A 21,441-nucleotide genomic window follows, 5' to 3' on the forward strand; every position below is an offset into this window, starting at 1 on the left:
TCGGGACGGCCCGATAACACGGGAGCATCCCATGCGTTCTTTCAAGGACCGCGTTCGCCACGCGCTCAGTTTTGAGATTATCGGCCTTCTGCTCATAATTCCCTTCGGCGCCATGATCTTTGGCATACCTATGACCGATGTCGGCATTGTCGGCGTCGTTAGCGCCACCATCGCCACGGCCTGGAACTATCTCTACAATCTCGGTTTCGACCACGTCATGCAGCGCGCCAAAGGCACAACACAGAAAACCACGGCCATTCGCATTGCACATGCGCTGTTGTTTGAACTGGGCCTGCTGATCGTGCTGATGCCCTTCATCGCGTGGTATCTCAACATCAGCTTCATGCACGCGCTGGTCATGGACGTGTCATTCGCGCTGTTTTACGTCGTATACGCTTTCGTCTTCAACTGGTGTTACGACCGGCTGTTTCCGCTGCCCGAATGGCAAAAAGAAGCCCCGGCAGAATAACCGGGGCTTGGCCTTTTCCAATGTCTTGGTGGTTAAGCAAGCTGGTCTCAGCGCGTCAGCCTGATGTCGGCCGTTACCACCGTCGAGCCACCTGCGCCATCCTTGTCCGTCGTGCGAAGACGCAAGCCGTTGTTGCCCATCTTGGTAATGGTCATGGCGGCATCGCGGTCGCCATTGATGTCGCGGGTCCAGCGGATCGCAAGATTGATAGAGTTGCCGCTGCGGCTACCGGAAAGCGCGGATGGCCTGCCGGATGGGCCGACATAGTTGCCTCGGTAACGGCTGCCATTGGCGCTCAAATCCGCCGAGATAGCGCGGCGGATTACGACGAGTCCACGGCAAGTGCCATTCATGCGCAGCGATGGGCCAGATGCGGTGGATTCGAATGTGCAGTTCACATTGATGGGCCTGGCGCCGATGCGGGTGGTGACCGTGCCACTGCCCTTCCAGCTGCCTTTGAGCGAGGCGAGAAATTGGCTTTCATCAGCCATCGCCGGCGGTGCCACCAGTGCGGTCGCGAGTGCTATGATAGAAATCAGCTTGCATGTCATTCGCGTGGTCCTTGTTTGTGAAGTCCGAACGTCTCGCCCTGCCGATTGTTCCTTCGCCAGCAATGTTATGCACCAAAGCAACCTAATCCGGGTCGGCGCGTTTCTCGCCAGCTTCATCTCAGCGTCCCGGAGAGCTTTCCATGACAACGCTAACAGCGCCACTTGATGCCAGCGGTCACTCTCTCGGGAAATCCCCGGAGAGCGGCATATCCGACCGCTCCATTTTCGCACTCGCCGTCCTCAACTTTTTCCTCGCTGATGCCCGCGATGGGCTCGGTCCGTTTCTGGATGCTTTTCTAGCCACCAATGGCTGGTCAGCCATGCAGCTGGGCGTCATCGCCACCGTTGGTGGGCTAGTCGGGCTGGCCGCAACGCCGCTTTGCGGTGCGCTGGTGGATGGCTCCACATGGAAGCGCACGCTGATTGCCGTGCCGGTGGTTCTCGTCACCATCGGCGCGCTGATTACGCTGATGTTCACCAACGAGGCCGTGGTCTGGATAGGTCAGATCATGACAGCCGTTGTCGGTGCTGTCGTGGGTCCTGCCCTTGCTGGCCTCACCCTCGGCCTGGTCGGCGAAAAGCTGTTCTCACAGCAAATCTCGCGCAATGAATTCTGGAACCATGGCGGCAATTTCGTTTCACTGTTTGCCACCTATTTCGCGGTCACGGCCTTTGGTGTCTCCGGCGTCATCGGCCTGATGGTGGCGACTGCTATCGGCGCGCTTGCCGCGATCGTGGCTATCGATCCCAAACGGATCGATCACAAGGTGGCGCGCGGGCTTGGGCAGGATGAAGGCGAGCCCGGCACCTCCGGCTTTAAGGTTCTTTTCAAAGAACGCGGACTGATCTTCCTCTCCATCATCCTGCTGATCTTCCATTTCGGCAATGCACCGATGGGCCGGCTGATTGCGCAGAACTTCGCCATCGAGCTGAATACGCCATTCCGCACCACGGCCATCATTACCGGCGTGGCGCAATTTGCGATGATCTTCGTTGCAGCCATCGCGCCATGGCTCATCCGTCGTTTTGGCCTGTCTGCAGTGTTTTTGATTGCGCTTGCAGCACTGCCCGTGCGCGGCGTGCTGGCGGCCAGTTTCCACGAATTCTGGGTTATCTATCCGGTTCAATTGCTGGACGGTATCGGCGCTGGCCTGCTCGGCATCGCGACGCCGGTGGCCGTCGAGCGCATTCTGAAAGGCACCGGACGCTTCAATGTCGGCCTCGCCAGTGTCATGACAATCCAGGGAATCGGTGCATCTCTCAGCAATGGTGTCGCAGGCTGGTTGACCACCGAAGGCGGCTACGCGCTTTCGCATCTCGTCGGCGGCGGCATTGCCGCAATTGCCATCGTGCTGTTCCTGATGTTCCGCCACGATATCGCGCCAAGACAGGCAACGGATGGCTGAAACAGAAAAGGAGGCCATTGGCCTCCTTTATAACTCATCGCTGGTGGCAACACTCAGCCCACGAAAGCACGCTCGATCACGAACTCAGCTGGCTTGTTGTTGGCACCTTCGTTCAGGCCTGCTTTTTCAAGAAGCGCCTTGGTGTCCTTAAGCATGGCGGAAGAGCCGCAGATCATGCCACGGTCCGTGGCGGGGTCGAAGGCAGGCACGCCAAGATCGGCAAACATCTTACCATTCTCGATCAGGTCCGTGATGCGGCCCGTAAAGGCATAGTCCTGGCGCGTGACTGTCGCATAATGCTTCAGCTTATCACCGACCAACTCGCTCAGAAACTCGTGGTTCTTGATTTCCTCGACCAGATCGAAGCCGTATTTCAGTTCGGCAACATCGCGGCAGGTGTGGGTGAGGATAACTTCCTCGAACTTCTCATAGGTTTCCGGGTCGCGGATGAGGCTTGCGAAGGGTGCAATGCCGGTGCCGGTGGAGAACATATACAGGCGCTTGCCAGGCGTCAGTGCGTCCAGAACCAGCGTGCCTGTCGGCTTCTTACGCATCAGCACCGTGTCGCCGGGCTTGATCTGCTGCAGATGCGACGTCAACGGGCCATCCGGCACCTTGATGGAGAAGAATTCCAGTTCTTCGTCCCACGCCGGGCTGGCAATGGAATAGGCGCGGTAGATCGGCTTTTCACCGACCATCAGGCCGATCATCGCGAATTCGCCTGAGCGGAAACGGAAGCCCGCAGGACGGGTCATGCGGAAGCGGAACAAGTGGTCCGTGTAATGCTCGACAGAAAGCACCGTCTCGGCATAGACGCCGTCAGGGATTTTCACCGCAAATTCTTCCGTCTTGGCTGGAGCGTTCATTCTCTATCCGTCCATCTTCACATGGTTTGCGACATTTTGCAGATGGGGCAATATACCATCCGGCCTGACTTTTGAAGGTACAGGAATGTCATTGGTGCTATGCGCGTGGAAATATGTATCAAAAACTCATATTTCTGCGCAAGAACTCATATTGCCGCACGGCGACGCCAGCTATAGGTCTCTTGACCATCAGCAGGCTTTGCCGTTGGCTGGTAATAGACATCGATGCCCGGCAAGCGATTTTCGGACAGGCGACGGATCGCCGTGTCGTTCGTCACCGCAAAGCTGGTGAAACCGGTGCGCAGCATCAGCGGCACCTGGTCGATCAGCACATCACCCACTGCCCGCAACTCACCCTGATAGTTCAGACGGGTGCGCAAGAGCGACGCGTGGCTGAAACCTCTGCCGTCGCTAAAGGCCGGAAAGTTGACCGCGACCAGCGCGATGCGATCAATAAACGGGCGAAGCTTCTCAACGTCATCAGCCGGTGTCACGAGAACACCAAGGCCGATATCGTTGCTTTCCTCGGCCCGTGCAATGAAGGCATCAAGGCCGAGAATAGCGCTCTGGCCATTCTGCGCCTTGACCTCTTCGGTCTCGATGACCCACGGATCGTTATCCAAGAAACCGCTCTCATTCCAGATTTTCGTCATGATGCGGTTCCTTATGCGGCTGCGGCTGCTGCCGGATAGAGCGCTTCCTTGAAAGGCTGCGCGCCGACGCGGCGATAGGCTTCAAGGAAGGTTTCTTCTTTCGACAGACGCAAACCGAGATAGGTATCGACGATGGTTTCAACAGCGTCCGTTACTTTTTCCGGCTCGAAACCGCGACCGATGATCTCACCGATGGACGAGTTCTCGTCGCCCGATCCACCCAGCGTAATCTGGTAGAGCTCGGCACCCTTCTTTTCCACACCCAGCAGGCCGATGTGGCCGACATGGTGGTGGCCACAGGCGTTGATGCAGCCGGAAATCTTGATTTTCAGCTCACCGATTTCCGCCTGGCGTTCCGGCGAACCGAAGCGGTTGGAGATTTCCTGCGATACTGGAATAGAGCGCGCATTGGCCAGCGCGCAATAATCCAGCCCGGGACAGGCAATAATATCCGTAATCAGACCGGCATTCGCGGTCGCAAGGCCAGCCCCCGCAAGAGCGCGATAGACCGGCTCCAGATCAGCAAGAGCCACATGCGGCAGGATGATATTCTGTTCGTGGCTGATGCGGATTTCATCCAGCGCATATTCTTCTGCGATATCGGCCACGATATCCATCTGCTCGTCGGAAGCGTCGCCCGGAATGCCGCCAATGGGCTTCAGCGACACCGTTACCATGCCGTAATCGGGATGCTGATGCGGCTGCACATTCTGGTCCACCCAGCGTGCGAAATTTGCATCCGCCTTCTTCCAGCGCGCGACGCTTTCCCAGCCTTCGGGACGCTGCTTCAAATCCGGCAGCGCGAAATAGGAGGTGATGGCGGCAATATCGGCGTCCGGCAGTTTCAGCTCGCCATTCTTGAGCTCGAAAAATTCCGCTTCCACCTGACGCGCCAGCTCCTCGGCACCCGTTTCGTGAACGAGTATCTTGATGCGGGCCTTGTACTTGTTGTCACGACGGCCATGCAGATTGTAAACGCGCATGATGGCGGTGGTGTAGGACAGCAAATCCTCTTCCGGCAGGAAGTCCTTGATCTTTTTGGCGATCATCGGCGTTCTGCCCTGCCCGCCACCGACGTAAACGGCAAAGCCGATTTCGCCCCTGTCGTTCTTCTTCAGATGCAGGCCGATATCGTGCACCTGAATGGCGGCGCGATCCTTTTCTGCACCCGTAACCGCAATCTTGAACTTGCGCGGCAGGAAGGAGAATTCCGGGTGAACGGACGACCACTGGCGCAGAATTTCAGCATATGGGCGTGGGTCCGCAACTTCATCAGCGGCAGCACCGGCGAAATGGTCTGCCGTGACGTTGCGAATGCAGTTGCCGGAGGTTTGCAGCGCGTGCATTTCCACACTTGCCAGTTCCGCCAGAATATCCGGCGTATCCGCAAGGCGCGGCCAGTTGTACTGAATGTTCTGGCGCGTGGTGAAGTGGCCGTAACCGCGGTCGTACTTGCGGGCGATATGCGCCAGCATCCGCATTTGCCTGGAATTCAGCGTGCCATAGGGAATGGCGACGCGCAGCATATAGGCGTGCAATTGCAGGTAAACGCCGTTCATCAGACGCAGCGGCTTGAAGGCATCTTCGGCCAGCTCGCCGGACAGGCGACGTTCCACCTGATCGCGAAACTGCTCCACGCGGCCTTGAACAAAAGCATGGTCGAACTCATCGTAGCGGTACATGATATTCCTCAGACTGCGATAAATGCTGCGTCCGCTGGCTCAAAGCCTTTGGCGTAATGCATGGTTGGTCCTGCCGCACGGATGCGTTCGCGCAGGCGTGTTGGCCAAAGCTGACCGTTTTCCTCGGTGACATCGACAATGTTGACGTCAACCACCTTGTTGGCGGAAAAGTCGCGTTTGCCGATTTCCTCCAGCGAGGCTTCCGCCTCCGCATGGCGTGCGACAAGAGCCGACTGGAGGTCTTCGTTCCACTCACCGCTTGCGTCGAGCCAGACGGCAATGCCGTCGCTCAAACGATTGGCCGTCAGAACCTTGTCAACCATTTGCATACTCCTGCTTCAGGTCCGAAACCGTGCCAGCCGCAACCAGCGCTTCGGACCGTCCTAAATTCGCACCGGCAACCGCATCACCGATGATGACCATGACCGGACCGCTAAGCTCATCGCGATGTTCCAGTGCTGGCAAATCCTTCAACGTGCCGTGCATAAGACGGCGATAGGACCGGCTGGCGTTCTCGATGACGGCAACCGTCGTGTCCGCATTCAGCCCGGCGCTCATCAGGCGTGTGGCAACCGAAGCAGCCACGGAGCGGCCCATATAGACGGCAATCGTTGCGCCAGACACGGCAAGCCGCGCCCAATCCGGCAGCACATCGCCCGCCAGATCATGGCCGGTTGTGAAGATGAGCGAGGACGCAACGCCACGCAGCGTCAGCGGCAGTTCGAAATCGGCGGCAGCAGCGAATGCAGACGTGATGCCGGGCACGATTTCATAACCGATGCCTGCCTCTCGCAGCGCCGCCATTTCCTCGGCTGCGCGACCATAGATCAGCGGGTCACCAGATTTTAGGCGCACGACGCGCTTGCCTTCTTCGCCCAGCGACACCAACAGCTTGTTGATGTCGGACTGGGATTTGGAGTGACAGCCCTTGCGTTTGCCGACGGACAGGCGCTCGGCATCGCGACGCCCCATATCCACGATTTCCTGCGGCACCAGCGCATCGTAAACGATGACATCGGCCTGCATCAGAACGCGTTGCGCCCGCAGCGTCAGCAAATCTTCCGCACCCGGGCCTGCGCCCACCAGCCAGACATAACCCTCAGGGCTTTCCGGCGAGGCCAGCAGCTTGGCTGCGGCGCTGTGGGCTGTGTCGATATCGTTGAGGGCAACGGCATCCGCGACGCTGCCAGAGAAGAAACGACGCCAGAAGTTGCGGCGAAGCGCACCCTTGGGAATGCTGCGTTCAGCGGCATCACGATATTCAACGGCAAGACGCGCAAGGCGACCGAGCGACGGCGCCAGCATCTGCTCGATACGTGCACGCACCATCTGCCCCAGGACTGGCCCTGCCCCTTCGGTACAGATGGCAACGGCGAGCGGTGCTCGGGACACGAGACCGGGCGTATAGAAATCACAGTAGCCGGGCTGATCGACAGCATTGGCGGGAATGGACTTTGCGCGGGCGGCGTCAACAATCTGGCGATCCAGTGCTTCATCACCGGTCGCGGCAAAAACGAGGATCATGCCCTCCACCAATTCCGGGGAGAATGGGATGGGGTGGTGCGCGACCTGACCTTGCGCAAGCAGCGCGGCGTAGTCGGCCTGTGGCGCATCGGCAAAGGCGCGAATTTCAGCGCTTGTGTTGAGAAGCAGGCGGACCTTGGCAAAGGCTTCGTCGCCATTTCCAAAAACCGCAACAGGAAGCTGGTCCACCTTGAAAAAGGCAGGAAAAGTCGTAAGCCGTTGATCAGCCCTATCTGAAGCGTTTTTAAGCATGCCCATAATATGTCCGATCGAGCGCAAGGATTGAAGGTACAGAAATTCGCTTGCTATAGTGCAGTAGATTTTTATTTCTCGGCAAGCGCAGATTTGGAGGAAAACAAACCGATGACAAAAAAACGTCACGCTGTTGTAATTCCACACATTTTCTACAAATTTTGTGCATTTTATCGGCAGAATTCGTCCAAAATTGGCCAATAAACAGGCATCACTCGAACGGGAAAAATACCTTGACTGAACACACCATAGCGTCTCGCCTGCTCGATGTTATCGAGAACGATATTCTACCATTGACCGCACACGGCGTGTCGCTCGGAAACAAGGTTTTCGGCGCTGCCATCCTGCGCAAATCCGACCTGTCACTGGTGGTGGCGGAGACCAACAACGAACTCGAGAACCCGCTGTGGCACGGCGAAGTACACACGCTGAAGCGTTTCTATGAGCTGGGAGAAAAGCCGAACACCAAGGATCTGATTTTCCTATCGACCCATGAACCTTGCACCATGTGCATGTCCGCTATCACCTGGGCTGGCTTCGATAATTTCTACTCCTTCTTCAGCCATGAAGATTCTCGCGATGCTTTCGCCATTCCGCATGATCTGAAAATCCTGAAAGAGGTTTTCGGTCTGGAGCCTGGCGGCTATCGCCGCAACAATGCGTTCTGGAATTCCTATTTCATTTCCGATCTAGTGGAAAATCTGGATGATCCGTTCAAGTCGAAACTCAGGGAGCAGACGGCGCGCATCAAGGCTGCCTATGATGACCTGTCGGTGAACTACCAGTCGTCCAAGGGCGACAACAATATTCCTCTGAACTGACACTCTCCGCAGAAAGCGAAATCATATGGAAGCCTCGAAGGATATTTCCCGTCTCATCGAGATCATGGAAGCACTTCGCCAGCCGGAAACGGGATGCCCCTGGGACATCGTGCAGACATTCGAGACGATCAAGCCCTATACCGTCGAGGAAGCCTATGAGGTGGCGGATGCCATCGAACGCAACGATATGGACGACCTTTGCGACGAGCTTGGGGATCTGCTGCTGCAGGTCGTGTTCCATTCGCGCATTGCCGAAGAGATGGGCGAGTTCTCCTTCGGCGATGTCGTCCATGCCGTAACATCCAAGATGATCCGCCGCCATCCGCATGTCTTTGCGGTGTCGGCAGCAGATACGGCAGAATCGGTGAAAATCCAGTGGGACGTCATCAAGGCGCAGGAGAAGCGGGAGCGTGCCGAACGCCGCGCCAAGCGCGGGCTGGGCGATGATTTCAAAGCCGGTTTTCTTGGCTCCATCCAGCGCACCCAACCGGCATTGACGGAAGCGCTGAAGCTTCAGGAGCAAGCGGCACGCGTCGGCTTCGACTGGTCGGCACCCGAGCCGATTCTCGACAAGATCGAAGAAGAAGTTCGGGAACTGCGCGAGGCTCTGGCCGAGGGCAAGCCGGAAAAGGTGGCGGATGAGTTGGGCGATCTGATTTTCGCACTCGTCAACATCGGCCGCCATGTGAAGACCGATCCCGAAAATGCGCTGCGGGGAACCAACACCAAGTTCCGCCGTCGCTTCCATCACATAGAGACATCGCTGGCCGAAAATGGCGAGACGCTGGAGGCGGCGACTTTAGAGCGGATGGAAGAGCTTTGGCAGTCTGCCAAAGCTATCGAGCGTCAGCTTGCTGATTAACGCAGCGCGCCGAGCCTCAACCGGCGTGGCGCACATTGTTCGATAGCGACGAATCCTTGGAGAACTCCTCCGCGCGATAGACAGTCAGTCTGTCGCGCCCGCCAGCCTTCGAGGCATAAAGCGCCGTGTCTGCCATTTTCATCAGCGCGTGCGGTGTGCAGTTCTTCTCTTCGCACACGGCAAGCCCCATGCTCAGCGTGGCAACGACCTTCTGGTCATCGATCAGATGCTTGATGGAACTGACGAGCTGGCGAAGGCTTTCAGCCAGCGTTTCGGCGTCACTCTCGCCCGTGGCGGGCATGAACAGAATGAACTCCTCACCGCCAAAGCGCGCAAAACTGTCATTGGGCCGAATGCGGGCGGATAGTTCCCGCGCCACACGTACCAGCACCTCATCGCCAGCCAGATGGCCGAAGCCGTCATTGATGCGCTTGAAGTAATCGATATCGATCATGACGATGACATCGCCCTGACGCATCTGTTCCGGCAAATGTTCGGAAAACGATCGACGGTTGGGCACACCCGTCAGCACATCGAGATCAGCCAGCCGCCGCAATCTCTCCTCCGCCCGCTCTTTCACGAGCGCCAGCACGAAGACGGCAATGGCGAAGTGGCAAACGATGGAAACGAAGAATGCGTTTCTGGAAGAGACAAGCGCGATCTTGGGAAGGAGAACGCCGACGACCACGAGCGCGCTGAGAAAGGCAGCAAAGGCGATGGTTGCGGCAAGCGTCTTTCGCACAGGAAGCGGCTCGATCAGGCGATCCGTATAGACGGTATAAGCGGCGGCGAGCAGAAGAACAGCCGCCGTGGTTTGGAACGCGGTGGTTCTGGCTTCCGAAAAAACATAAAGGCCGGAGGCGAGAAGCACGGCGCAAACCAAAACCGGAACACACAGAACCAGCCATTCCCTGCGCCGCAGTCTTTGCGTGCTGATACGGCACATGCCGATCCAGAAGATCGAGTATCCTACTAGACCGGCAAAGCTGCCAGCCAAGGACAGAAGACCTTCATATCCGTTTAAAAGCTTGCCGATGCTGACAAGTGTGGACGCCATGGCGACCAGAAAAAAGCCAATCGCAAGAAAACCGAGCCCAACGCTTTCACGCGACTGAGAACGCACATACAAAAAGCACATTGCTGCCACGAAGAAGGAAAGCTTGTGAAGCAGCAAAACTGTATTAAGGTCTAAAGGTTGAAACATTCTCGTCAACTCGTATGAATTGAGCGACATTATCACATAGAGGCGATTACGAAACCCTAACAAAAAAGGGACTATTGGTTGCATGCGGCGCATAACAGTTATGCGCCAAAAGCTTTTCCTTATGAACGCATGTAGGTTTTTTCAACCAAACGGTAAAAAAACCTCGCCCTAGCGTTCCCAGTCTTCCGTGTCAGCCTTCTGCACCTTGCCCAGACGGCGTTCCAGCTCCAAAGCCTGCGCTTCGGAAAGGCGCACTTCCAGCGTCACCGAGCCGTCCTCATTGTCTTCGCGGGTATCGACAACAGCATTGTTGTATATCCACGACAGGAAGTGCAATTGCTCGACATTGAGGACCACTGTGGTTTCCGTCAAAACGCCGGAAAGGCGCCGGGAAACCTCGTCCATCAACCTATCGACGCCCTCGCCCGTGATGGCGGAAACGGCGCGGACATTGGCACGGCCTTCTGCCTTGTGCAAAATGGCGTCATGGGTTTCCAGATCGAGCCTGTCGACCTTGTTCCAGACCTCGATGATCTTCTCGTCTGCAACTTTTTCATCGATGCCGAGATCGCCGAGGATGCGCAGAACGTCTGCAGACTGCGCGCCATTGTCAGGGTCGGACATATCGCGGACGTGAAGAATAAGGTCGGCTTCCAGCACCTCTTCGAGCGTGGCACGGAAAGCAGCTACGAGATGCGTCGGCAGATCGGAAATGAAACCGACCGTATCCGAGAGAATAACGGTGCGCCCATGCGGCAACTTCATGCGGCGAAGGGTTGGGTCGAGCGTGGCGAAGAGCATGTCTTCGGCCAGCACGCCAGCACCGGTGATGCGATTGAACAGCGTCGATTTTCCGGCGTTGGTATAGCCGATCAGTGCAACGATGGGATGTGGCACCTTGCGTCGCTTGGCGCGGTGAAGCTGGCGCGTGCGAACCACCTGCTCCAGCTCTTTTTCCAGCTTGACGATGCGGTCCTGCAGCAAGCGACGGTCGGCTTCGATCTGCGTTTCACCGGGACCACCCATGAAGCCAGCGCCACCGCGCTGACGCTCAAGGTGGGTCCAGCTTCTGACGAGGCGGCCCTTCTGGTAATTCAGGTGGGCGAGATCGACCTGAAGCGTGCCTTCCTTGGTGGAGGCGCGACGACCAAAGATTTCAAGGATCAGACCAGTGCGGTCAATGACCTTGGCATTCCACTGCTTTTCAAGATTGCGCTGCTGCACCGGCGTCAGCGGATGGTCGATGATGACCAGGCCCGAATTCGTCTCGTCCAGCAGATGGCCGATTTCCTCAATCTTGCCTGTGCCGAACAGTGTGGCGGGCCGAGGCTGATTGACGGGAACGATGAGGCCTTGCGAAATGTGTAGATCGATGGCCAGAGCCAGCCCCTTGGCTTCCTCCAGCTTCGCTTCCATGGAGCGAGGCGGCGTCGTGGCCGACGGTTCCTTGGGATTTCGGCCCTGCTTCAAGACCGGGATGATAACCACCGCGCGCATATCGTCCCGGTGCTTTTCCTGCTCAGGGATGATGGATTCATTCGATGTGTCGCGTGTAGAAATGTGCCCGCACCTTTCGCGTGTTCTAAAAGCTGGAACCGATCCAGACAGCGCCGTTGATAAACGAAAGCGCATATAATGCAAAACAACGGGGCCTTTCTAAGGTTCCGTTGTCTAGCAATTCAAGATTTGATTATCGACTTGCGGTTGAGTGCGCTGTTACGCAGCGCCCTCTTCCGATTCGAACATCTGCATCGGCTGGCCCGGCATGATGGTCGAGATCGCGTGCTTGTAAACGAGCTGGGAATGCCCATCCCGACGAAGAAGAACGCAGAAATTGTCGAAGGAGGTAACAACGCCCGTGAGCTTGACACCGTTGATTAGGAAAATCGTCAACGAAATCTTTTGCTTGCGAACAGTGTTCAGGAAAAGATCTTGCAGGTTTTGAGAACGTTCCGCCATAGCGCCGATTCTTTCTTTTTTGCCCGGATGGGAGACCGGGAAATAAACAATCAATAATAGGATCGGTTGAACCTCGTCCCCAGTCAGCCGATCAGCAACTCTGGTATCAAATCACGATCTGTTCCGCAATGTCGAAAAACTTACCCGGATTTACTAGGGAGAGCTTTTTTCAATTCAAAGCCAATGTTTTAGAAATATTGAATAGATACACGGAATAGCTGTTCCACCTCTCGCACGGCATCTGCCGAAGCAAATAGGATGACGCGATCCCTGGCCTTGATTTTCGTGCTTCCATCCGGACGGATGACTTTCTTGTCACGGTAGATGACGCCGATGCGGACGCTATCCGGCAAGGCCAGATCCCGCAGTGCCTGCCCCACCAGCGGCGACGTCTCCAGCGCCTCGGCCTCGATGATTTCGCCATTACCGCGCTGCACCGCATAGACCGAGCGAATGCGACCTTTGCGGACATGTTGCAGCACCCGAGAAATCGTCACGGCGCGCGGGTTGATATAGGCATCGAGTGCCAGTGACTTGGCCACATCATGGAAAGACGGGCCGTTCAGCAAAGCAAGGTTGGACTTGCAGCCCATCTGCTTTGCCATGACGGCGCCGAGAATATTGGTCTGGTCGTTATTGGTCAGCGTGACGATCAGGTCCGCATCCTGAATATCTGCCTGATGCAGGATTTTCTGATCCAGCACCGAACCATTCAGCACGATGGTCGAGTTCAGCTTTTCGGATGCGGCAATGGCGCGTTCCCGGTCGGACTCGATGATCTTCACCCGCGTCTTGGGTTGAAACTCCTCAATGGAGCGGGCCACATACTGACCGATATTTCCGCCGCCAGCGATGACAATGCGGCCTGCTTCCTTCTCTTCATGACCGAACAGGCCAAGCGTTCGGCGCGCATGCTCTTTCTGGCAGATGACATAGGCCAGATCGCCGGTGCGCAATTGCTCGGAGGAATCAATGGCCTTCAAATGACCGTTGCGATAGACGCCCACCACGGTTGCGACCAAATCCGGGAAGAGATGGCTGAGCTGCTGCAACGGCGTGTTGACGACCGGGCAATTCTCCATGCACTCGATGGCCAGCATGAAGACATTGTCATCGGCAAAACGCACCACATCCGTTGCGCCCGGAAAAGCGATGCGGCGCAGCACCATCTTGCCGACTTCGATCTCGGGCGAGATCGTCACATCGATGGACATGTTCTCGCGGCTGAAGAGATCGCCATATTCCGGCTGAAGATAGCTCTGGTCGCGAATGCGCGCGACCTTGGTCGGCACGCTGAACAGCGCGTGTGCCACTTCGCAGGCAACGATGTTGATTTCGTCGTAGAGCGTCACGGCGATAATCATATCGGCCTGATCTGCACCTGCCTTGGCCAGCATATCCGGATGTGCGCCATGGCCGACATAGCCGCGCACATCGAGCGTTTCTGTAATCGCCGCGATCAGTGCTGCCGAAGTATCGATCACGGAGACTTCGTTATCCTCGCGCGACAATTGCTCCGCAATGCCGTAACCCACTTGGCCTGCGCCGCAAATGATGACTTTCATACGCTCTCTCTACGGACCAGACGGCAATTTTGGATGGTTATACGCCGAGCGATTTCAATTTGCGATGCAGGGCCGACCGTTCCATGCCGACAAATTCCGCCGTGCGGGAAATATTGCCGCCAAAGCGGTTGATCTGGGCAACGAGATAATCCCGTTCGAACATCTCGCGCGCTTCCCGCAGTGGGAGAGTCATGATGTGCTGATCTCCCTGCGCCGCGATCTTTGGCAGCATATCGCCAATATCGGCTGGCAGCATATCCGCAGAAATCGGCGTATCACCGCCTTCGGGACGGGCGAGAATCATCAGGCGTTCGATGTTGTTGCGCAACTGGCGGATATTGCCGGGCCAGTCATGGGTTTGGAGAACGGCCATCGCGTCATCACCGATCTTGCGGGGGCGAATGCCCGCCTGTTCGGAAATCTGGCGCATGAACATATCGACCAGGAACGGGATATCCTCGCGACGCTCCGACAGGGCCGGAACCTTGACCGGAACGACGGCCAGTCGGTGATAGAGGTCTTCGCGGAACAGCCCGTCGGCAATCAGGCCTTCAAGATTATGGGCCGTGGACGAGATGATGCGAACATCGACCTTCACCCGCTTGCCGCCGCCGACGCGCTCGAATTGCTGATCCACGAGAACACGCAAAATCTTGTTCTGCGTTTCGCGCGGCATTTCACCGACTTCATCCAGATAAAGAACGCCGCGATGCGCCTCTTCCAAGGCGCCGACCTTGCGCGGCTGGCCCGGGAGACCTTCGGTGCCGAACAGCGCGATTTCCATGCGGTCGGGCGTGATCGTTGCGGCATTCAGCGCCACGAAAGGGCCAGTCGCACGCGACGACTTCTTATGGATCATACGCGCCACTAGCTCCTTGCCGGAGCCGGATGGGCCGAGAATCATGATGCGGCTGTTGGTGGGCGACACACGGTCAATTGTCTGGCGCAGTTGAGAAACGGCAAGCGACGCGCCAATCAATTCAACAGCGTCGCCCGTGCGCTTTTTTAGCTCGGATACCTCGCGCTTGAGCTTGGAGTTTTCCAGCGCCCGTTCGGCAATGAGAATGAGACGATCGGCCTTGAACGGCTTTTCGATGAAGTCGAACGCGCCCCGCTTGATGGCATTGACCGCCGTTTCGATATTCCCGTGGCCGGAAATCATCACCACCGGAAGGTCGGGGTGGCGGCTCTTGATCTCATCCAGCAGCGCCAGACCATCCAGCTTGCTGCCCTGCATCCAGATATCCAGAAAGATCAGGCGCGGCACACGTTCGGAAATGGCAGCAAGCGCGCTGTCGCTATCGAAAGCCATGCGGGTTTCATGGCCTTCATCGGACAAAATACCGGCTACGATCTCGCGGATATCCGCTTCGTCATCTACGACCAGAATATCAGACGCCATATGCAACTTCCTTGTCTATTTCACTGCCCGCCGCTTCGATATGCGGCAGCAGCACTCTGATCATGGCGCCGTGGCCATGATCGAAATCGGCGGGTGCATCATGCAACTCAAGATGACCGCCGTGTTCTTCGATAATCTTCTTGACGATGGCCAGACCAAGGCCCGTGCCTTTTTCGCGCATCGTCATATAGGGCTCCAGAATGCGGTGCCGGTTTTCAACAGGCAGACCGCGACCATTGTCGATCACATCGGCAATGAAGCGATTGTTCTGCTCGTCAAACGACGCCCTGACGAGGATTTTGCCCTCACGCGGGCTGTCGCTCGTCTCAACTGATTCGATGGCCTCGGTGGCATTCTTGATGAGGTTTCCGAAGGCCTGCCCCAGCATGCGCGCATCGAACATGCCTTCGAGAGCCTCGTCACCGAATTCGGTGGCGAACTTCACATGCGCTGCGCCCATTTCCCGCAGGAATGTGGCGTCCTTGAGGATCGTGCGCAAATCGGACATCTCTTTGGTCGGCTTGGGCATGCGTGCGAAAGCCGAGAACTCGTCCACCATGCGACCGATATCGCCCACCTGACGGACGATGGTGTCCGTACACTGGTCGAACACGGCACGATCCGCCTCGTCATTGATCTGTTTACCGAAACGGCGCTTGATACGCTCTGCGGACAGCTGGATCGGCGTCAGCGGGTTCTTGATTTCATGGGCGATGCGTCGCGCGACTTCTGACCATGCGGTAGAGCGCTGGGCGATGACGAGATCGGTGATGTCATCCAGTGTGATGACGTAGGATTCGTGGCCGTCGCGCGCATCCTCACGTGTGACCTGCACATTGAGCGTGCGCTCCTTGCCGCGCCGGATGATGTTGATCTGGTGGCGAAAATCCATGCGCGCCGAAGCCGCGGCTTCGGTTACGACATGTTCAATTTCCGGCGCAACTTCAACCAGCGGCGAACCAAGCAACTGCTCGGACGAAACGGCCAGAAACTCTTCGGCGGAGGGATTGGCGATGGTGATGTTGCGATGCTCGTCCACGCCAATCACGGCAGCCGTCACGCCCGACAGCACGGCTTCGATGAAGCGGCGGCGATTGTCGATATCGTCTTTGGCCTCGATGATTTCTTCCTGCTGGCTGCGGATTTCGCCAATCATCTTATTGAAGGTTCTCGCTAAGCGCCCCACATCACCATCCACTGCACGCACCGGCACCAGCACATGCATGTTGCCCATCGCCACGCTGTCAGCGGCGCTGATGAGCAGGCGGATGGGCCGCACGATACGGTCAGCCACGGCGATAGCAGTCCAGATGGCGGCCAGAAGCACGATCAGAGCAAAGCCGAGATAGAGGATGGCAAAGGCGATTTGCAGCGGTGCACGGCCCGCTTCCATGGCCTTGTATTCAGCGCGGTTCTCTTCCATCTGCCGCATGGCCGCCATGACCTTGGGGTCAACAGCACGCACAGTGTAAAGAAAAGTTCCGCCGATGCCCTCAAGCTTGATGATGGCACCGACCAGATTGGTAATGCCCGGCGGGATCAGCGTGGGTTGACCGGCAGCGGCCTTTTCCAACGCATCCTGCGGAATGGCCGGTAGCGGCTTTTCGGTCTTGATGTCGGCCTGAACGACGGCATCGCCATCTTCCTGCACGAGGAAAGCGCCGAGAAAACCGCGTCCTTTGGCCTGCCGGGTCATCAAATCCTTGAAACCGGTCCGGTCGAGATAAAAAAGTGCCCGGTTGCGGTCGAGATCTGTCGCCATGGACAGCGTCTGACCCTGCAGATAACCGGCATTTTCCAGCATATAGGCCTGAGCGATATTGCTGGAGGAATCCACGATAGCCTGGGTGCGGATAGCGAACCAGCGATCCAGACCGACATTCAGCGTGATACTGGCAAAGATCGCGACCAAAACGGCAGGCGTAATCGCGACGATGGAAAACAGTGCGACGATACGAACGTGAAGCCGTGCCGCCGCCCTGCCCCGGCGTCTGGCCTTCATCAACCGGCTGATTTCACGACCGATGAGATACATCAGCCCGATAACGAAAAGCGAGTTGATGACCACAGACGCGATGACGACATTGGTGGTCGGCGCAATGGGGGTAAGCCCCAGTAGCACGAACAGCGTCAGCATGGCGCAGATGAGCGCGACACCCGCAAGCACCAGTCCCGGGAAAGCAAAGGACATCCGCCGGTCGGCAATGACTATGTCAGCAGCCGCACGGTCGGAAACCCTATCGGTGACAGGTTTGCGCATCGATCATTTTCCCATGCCGCCTTGTGCGGCATCACAATCTTGAAAAAGAGGACGCTGGCGCACTTTCAGCGAATCCAGCGTTCCCGTGATTTTCAAGCAACACATTGTGGCGAAAATGCAACGACACCCTTGGCTTGTCAACCGACTCAGGCGGTTCTTGAGCTGCGATACACAGATACGCCAAGTTCGCGAATCTTCTTGCGCAGCGTATTTCGGTTGAGGCCCAGCAGGTCGGCAGCCTTGATCTGGTTCCCGCGCGTGGCCGTCAGTGCCGCGAGAATGAGCGGATACTCCATTTCGCGCAAAACGCGATCATAGAGGCCCGGCGGCGGAAGGTTTTCGCCAAAACCGGAGAAGTAATCCCGCATGTTTTCTTCGACTGCTTGCGAGATGGTCAGCGAGCCGTTGCGGGTTGCTGTGCGGTCAATCGGGCTATCGGGAACGTCGGATTGAAGCTCCTGCTCGATGATTTCGCGGGTGATGACTTCCTGTGGATAAAGCGCCATCAGGCGGCGGATGAGGTTTTCCAGCTCACGAACGTTGCCGGGCCAGGCATAGGCCTTCATCAGTTCCAGCGCCTCGGTCTCGAAACGCTTGCCCTCCAGACCCTCTTTTTCGCCTGTCTGAATGAAGTGGCGCACGAGGTCTGGAATGTCTTCCGCACGGTCACGAAGCGGCGGCAGGCGCAGCGGCACGACGTTGAGGCGGTAATAGAGGTCTTCGCGGAACAGACCCTGATTGATCGAGGTCTTCAGATCCTTGTTGGTGGCTGCCACGATGCGAACATCCGTGCGGATGGGCGTACGCCCGCCAACGGTGGTGTATTCGCCCTGCTGAAGCACGCGCAGAAGACGGGTCTGCGCATCCATCGGCATATCACCGATTTCGTCCAGAAACAGCGTACCGCCTTCGGCCTGCTCGAAGCGACCGGTGGAACGGTTCTGCGCGCCGGTGAAGGCACCCTTCTCATGGCCGAAGAGTTCGGATTCGATCAGGTCGCGCGGAATGGCCGCCATGTTGATCGCCACGAATGGACCGTTACGGCGCTTGCCGTAATCATGCAGCGCCCGCGCTACCAGTTCTTTACCCGTACCGGACTCACCCGTAATCATCAGCGTCAGATCGGTCTGCATCAAACGCGCCAGCACGCGGTAGATTTCCTGCATGGCGGCGGAACGACCGACCAGCGGCATACCATCCTGCATATCATCGTCCAGCTTGGCTGGCTTGCGCTTGGGCTCGGACAGAGCGCGACCGATGATGGCGATCAGCTCCGTCAGGTCGAAGGGCTTGGGCAGATAATCATAGGCACCTTTTTCAGAGGCCTTGATGGCCGTCATGAACGTGTTCTGCGCGCTCATCACCAGCACCGGCAGATCGGGCCGGGCCTTCTTGATGCGCGGCAGAAGGTCGAATGCGTTTTCATCCGGCATGACCACGTCGGTCACGACAAGATCGCCCTCGCCCGCAGACACCCAGCGCCACAGCGTTGCGGCGTTGGAGGTGATCCGCACATCATACCCGGCACGGCTGAGAGCCTGATTGAGGACGGTACGGATGGCCGCGTCATCATCGGCCACGAGAATCGTTGCTGTCATCGATTAAGTCCTGTCGGGTTCGGCAAAATGCTGTCGTCTACCGCCACTTCGGGGGAAACGGGCATCAAAACGCGGAAAGTCGTGCGGTGGTTCTGGCTGTCGCATTCCACGATGCCGCCATGGGCACCGATAAGTTTTGCGACAAGGGCAAGGCCGAGACCGGAACCGTTGGTTTTGGTGGTAATAAAGGGATCAAACAGATGCGGCACGAGATCGGTCGGCACGCCGGGACCGTTATCGACCACACAGAATTCCAGCGGCAGTGAAATGCGCTCGCGCGTGCCAGCGACCGACAGGCGAATGCCGGGGCGGTAGGCCGTCGTCAGAATGACCTCGCCATCCGGCTGGTTGCCCACGGCTTCGGCAGCGTTCTTTACCAGATTGAGGAAGACCTGCACCAGCTGATCACGGTTGGCATAAACCGGCGGCAGCGACGGGTCGTAATTTTCGCTGATCTTGATGTTGCGGGCAAAACCGGCTTTCGCCACTGCCTTCACATGATCCAGCACCGAGTGGATATTGATCGGCATACGGTCCACCGGGCGTTCGTCGGAGAAAATCTCCATACGGTCCACCAGTGAGACGATGCGATCCGTTTCATCGCAGATCAGCCGTGTCAGCGCCCGATCCTCATCGGGAACCGATGTCTCCAGCAACTGCGCCGCACCGCGAATGCCCGAGAGCGGGTTCTTGATTTCATGCGCCAGCATGGAGGCAAGGCCGGTGACGGAGCGAGCGGCGGCGCGGTGCGTCAGCTGGCGATCGATCTTGTCGGCCATGGAGCGTTCCTGAAACACCACCACGACCGATCCCGGCTCGCTGACGACAGGCGCGACATAAAGGTCCACCAGCTTGTCCTGCCCCAGACGCGGCGACGAAAGATCAACGCGATATTCATTGACCGGTGCACGGCGCTCCCGCACCTGATCGATCAAGGCCAGCAGCGGGCTGCCGAAGGGAATGAAGGTGGAAATGCGGTAACGTGCCAGATGCGTGGCGCTTGCGCCAAAAAAGGCTTCCGCTTCCCAATTGGCAAAGGCGACGAAACCTTCGCCATCCACCAGAATGACCGGGTTTTGGACCGCATTAAGAACGGCCATGGCAAGGGCGTTGCCACCGGGTGATGCAGTTCCGGCGCTCATGCGGCCTTCCTCGCGGCACAGCGTTCCGCGCCCTGTTGCAGGGCAGAGCGCAGCAGTGCTGTCACCTGCCCCGTGTTTTTCGATGTCATAATGTCAACCTTGTCATCTGTCTTCATGTCCGGCGCAAAGCGATCCAGATACCATCCAAGATGTTTGCGCGCGTGACGAAGCCCGGCTTCAACGCCGTAAAATTCCAGCATCAGTTCGTAATGTTCGATGGCGATGTCCGCGATCTCATGCGGCTGCGGCGCTGCATGGCCCGCAAGAACCGCAGGCAACCAAGGCTGGCCCTGTGCACCACGCCCCACCATAACGGCGTCTGCGCCAGAACGGCGCAGGATATCAGCAGCGTCCTCAGTCGTTTCCACATCGCCATTGGCAATCAACGGCACGGAAATCACATCCCGCACGGCCTTTATCGCGTCCCAGTCGGCGCGGCCCTCGTAAAACTGCATGCGCGTGCGACCGTGAATGGTGATGAGCTGGACACCGGCAGCTTCCGCACGGGCAGCGATATCAGGCGCATTGATGGAATTCTCATCCCAGCCCAAACGCATCTTCAGCGTTACGGGCACATCGACCGCTTTGACGATGGCCTCGATCAGGCTCAGCGCATGGTCAGGTTCGCGCATAAGCGCCGAGCCGGAATAGCCGCCGATGACCTTCTTGGCCGGACACCCCATATTGATATCGATGATTCCCGCACCATTATCCGCCGAAATCTTCGCGGCTTCTGCCATCCAATATGCCTCGCGCCCGGCAAGCTGCACCATATGCGGAACCATGCCCGCATTCTTAAGACGCGCCCAGGATTCCCCGCGATTGGCCACAAGTTCACGGCTGGCCACCATTTCGGTAACGACAAGCCCCGCGCCGAAACGCCAGGCAAGCCTGCGAAATGGCAGGTCGGTCACGCCAGACATAGGTGCCAGCACGGACCGGTTACGAATGGTAACGGTACCGATGTCGAACGGATCTGACAGCGACGGAAGTGCCAAGTGGTGATCTTTCATGCAGTTTTCAGTTTTGCATTATTTTTAGACAGCGTTTGCGCAGTTGCCAAGCACTTTCGCTGACATATTCGTTTGTTTTTTTGATTTGGTGTTTATCGCGGATAAAGAGAGGAAAAGGCTCGAAACGGGAATATGAGGAGCCTATGGCACGGCGCATTGGCGCTGGCTATTCGTTTTTTAAAACGCTAGATCGTCTCTGTAAACCTTTGAAG

Annotated in this window: 19 protein-coding genes; 4 read left to right on the forward strand and 15 right to left on the reverse strand. The window is 57.4% G+C overall.

Annotation, left to right across the window (positions count from 1 at the left end; translation table 11 throughout):
- Positions 1-31: 31 nt before the first annotated feature.
- Positions 32-469 (forward strand): PACE efflux transporter, encoded by a 438-nt coding sequence (locus AC27VJ_RS10055; protein ID WP_488683908.1) that lies wholly within the window; start codon positions 32-34, stop codon positions 467-469.
- 47 nt (positions 470-516) lie between these two features.
- On the opposite strand, the gene AC27VJ_RS10060 is transcribed toward AC27VJ_RS10055, so the two are convergent.
- Positions 517-1,020, reverse strand: a complete 504-nt coding sequence (locus AC27VJ_RS10060) for a hypothetical protein (RefSeq protein WP_488683909.1) — start codon at positions 1,018-1,020, stop codon at positions 517-519.
- Between the two features lie 140 nt (positions 1,021-1,160).
- Here AC27VJ_RS10060 and AC27VJ_RS10065 point away from each other — a divergent pair, with 140 nt between their 5' ends.
- Positions 1,161-2,426: an MFS transporter gene (locus tag AC27VJ_RS10065; protein ID WP_488683910.1), complete on the forward strand. Its 1,266-nt coding sequence runs from the start codon at positions 1,161-1,163 to the stop codon at positions 2,424-2,426.
- Between the two features lie 53 nt (positions 2,427-2,479).
- Here the strand turns inward: AC27VJ_RS10065 and AC27VJ_RS10070 are convergent, their stop codons facing one another.
- The 5 genes from AC27VJ_RS10070 to cysG form a co-directional block, all read right to left on the reverse strand.
- Positions 2,480-3,292, reverse strand: coding sequence for a ferredoxin--NADP reductase (locus AC27VJ_RS10070; protein ID WP_113088086.1), 813 nt, complete (start codon positions 3,290-3,292; stop codon positions 2,480-2,482).
- 146 nt (positions 3,293-3,438) lie between these two features.
- Positions 3,439-3,945, reverse strand: coding sequence for a DUF934 domain-containing protein (locus AC27VJ_RS10075; RefSeq protein ID WP_488683911.1), 507 nt, complete (start codon positions 3,943-3,945; stop codon positions 3,439-3,441).
- An 11-nt stretch (positions 3,946-3,956) separates the two neighbouring features.
- Positions 3,957-5,627 (reverse strand): nitrite/sulfite reductase, encoded by a 1,671-nt coding sequence (locus tag AC27VJ_RS10080; protein ID WP_488683912.1) that lies wholly within the window; start codon positions 5,625-5,627, stop codon positions 3,957-3,959.
- An 8-nt stretch (positions 5,628-5,635) separates the two neighbouring features.
- Positions 5,636-5,950, reverse strand: coding sequence for a DUF2849 domain-containing protein (locus AC27VJ_RS10085; protein ID WP_113088083.1), 315 nt, complete (start codon positions 5,948-5,950; stop codon positions 5,636-5,638).
- The gene (cysG, locus tag AC27VJ_RS10090; protein ID WP_488684334.1) at positions 5,943-7,403 is read right to left on the reverse strand and encodes a siroheme synthase CysG; all 1,461 of its coding nucleotides are present in this window, start codon (positions 7,401-7,403) and stop codon (positions 5,943-5,945) included. Before cysG ends, AC27VJ_RS10085 begins: the two co-directional genes overlap by 8 nt.
- A gap of 233 nt (positions 7,404-7,636) precedes the next feature.
- On the opposite strand from cysG, the gene AC27VJ_RS10095 reads away from it, so the two are divergent.
- Together AC27VJ_RS10095 and mazG are read left to right on the forward strand one after the other, a co-directional pair.
- On the forward strand, positions 7,637-8,224 hold the full coding sequence (locus tag AC27VJ_RS10095) for a deaminase (RefSeq protein WP_488683913.1): 588 nt from the start codon (positions 7,637-7,639) through the stop codon (positions 8,222-8,224).
- A gap of 25 nt (positions 8,225-8,249) precedes the next feature.
- Entirely contained in the window at positions 8,250-9,086 is an 837-nt protein-coding gene (gene mazG, locus AC27VJ_RS10100; RefSeq protein WP_488683914.1) for a nucleoside triphosphate pyrophosphohydrolase, read from the forward strand.
- Positions 9,087-9,102: 16 nt separating this feature from the next.
- Here mazG and AC27VJ_RS10105 read toward each other — a convergent pair whose 3' ends face one another.
- From AC27VJ_RS10105 to dusB, 9 genes are all read right to left on the reverse strand, one after another.
- The gene (locus AC27VJ_RS10105) at positions 9,103-10,209 is read right to left on the reverse strand and encodes a GGDEF domain-containing protein (protein ID WP_488684335.1); all 1,107 of its coding nucleotides are present in this window, start codon (positions 10,207-10,209) and stop codon (positions 9,103-9,105) included.
- 249 nt (positions 10,210-10,458) lie between these two features.
- Positions 10,459-11,787, reverse strand: a complete 1,329-nt coding sequence (hflX, locus tag AC27VJ_RS10110; RefSeq protein ID WP_488683915.1) for a GTPase HflX — start codon at positions 11,785-11,787, stop codon at positions 10,459-10,461.
- 219 nt (positions 11,788-12,006) lie between these two features.
- Positions 12,007-12,249, reverse strand: a complete 243-nt coding sequence (hfq, locus tag AC27VJ_RS10115; RefSeq protein WP_003496145.1) for an RNA chaperone Hfq — start codon at positions 12,247-12,249, stop codon at positions 12,007-12,009.
- Between the two features lie 188 nt (positions 12,250-12,437).
- Entirely contained in the window at positions 12,438-13,814 is a 1,377-nt protein-coding gene (gene trkA, locus AC27VJ_RS10120) for a Trk system potassium transporter TrkA (protein ID WP_488683916.1), read from the reverse strand.
- A 37-nt stretch (positions 13,815-13,851) separates the two neighbouring features.
- Positions 13,852-15,216, reverse strand: coding sequence for a nitrogen assimilation response regulator NtrX (gene ntrX, locus AC27VJ_RS10125; protein ID WP_111838316.1), 1,365 nt, complete (start codon positions 15,214-15,216; stop codon positions 13,852-13,854).
- Positions 15,206-17,476, reverse strand: coding sequence for a sensor histidine kinase NtrY-like (locus AC27VJ_RS10130; protein ID WP_488683917.1), 2,271 nt, complete (start codon positions 17,474-17,476; stop codon positions 15,206-15,208). Before AC27VJ_RS10130 ends, ntrX begins: the two co-directional genes overlap by 11 nt.
- Before the next feature lie 146 nt (positions 17,477-17,622).
- Positions 17,623-19,074 (reverse strand): nitrogen regulation protein NR(I), encoded by a 1,452-nt coding sequence (ntrC, locus tag AC27VJ_RS10135; protein ID WP_353575684.1) that lies wholly within the window; start codon positions 19,072-19,074, stop codon positions 17,623-17,625.
- Positions 19,071-20,216 carry a two-component system sensor histidine kinase NtrB gene (locus AC27VJ_RS10140; RefSeq protein ID WP_113088075.1) on the reverse strand — a complete coding sequence of 382 codons (1,146 nt, stop codon included), beginning with the start codon at positions 20,214-20,216 and terminating at the stop codon, positions 19,071-19,073. Before AC27VJ_RS10140 ends, ntrC begins: the two co-directional genes overlap by 4 nt.
- Positions 20,213-21,229 carry a tRNA dihydrouridine synthase DusB gene (gene dusB / locus AC27VJ_RS10145; RefSeq protein ID WP_488683918.1) on the reverse strand — a complete coding sequence of 339 codons (1,017 nt, stop codon included), beginning with the start codon at positions 21,227-21,229 and terminating at the stop codon, positions 20,213-20,215. The genes AC27VJ_RS10140 and dusB overlap by 4 nt, the downstream gene beginning before the upstream one ends.
- Positions 21,230-21,441 lie beyond the last annotated feature (212 nt).

The sequence above is a fragment of the Agrobacterium sp. 20P9.1.2 genome, assembly GCF_057799395.1.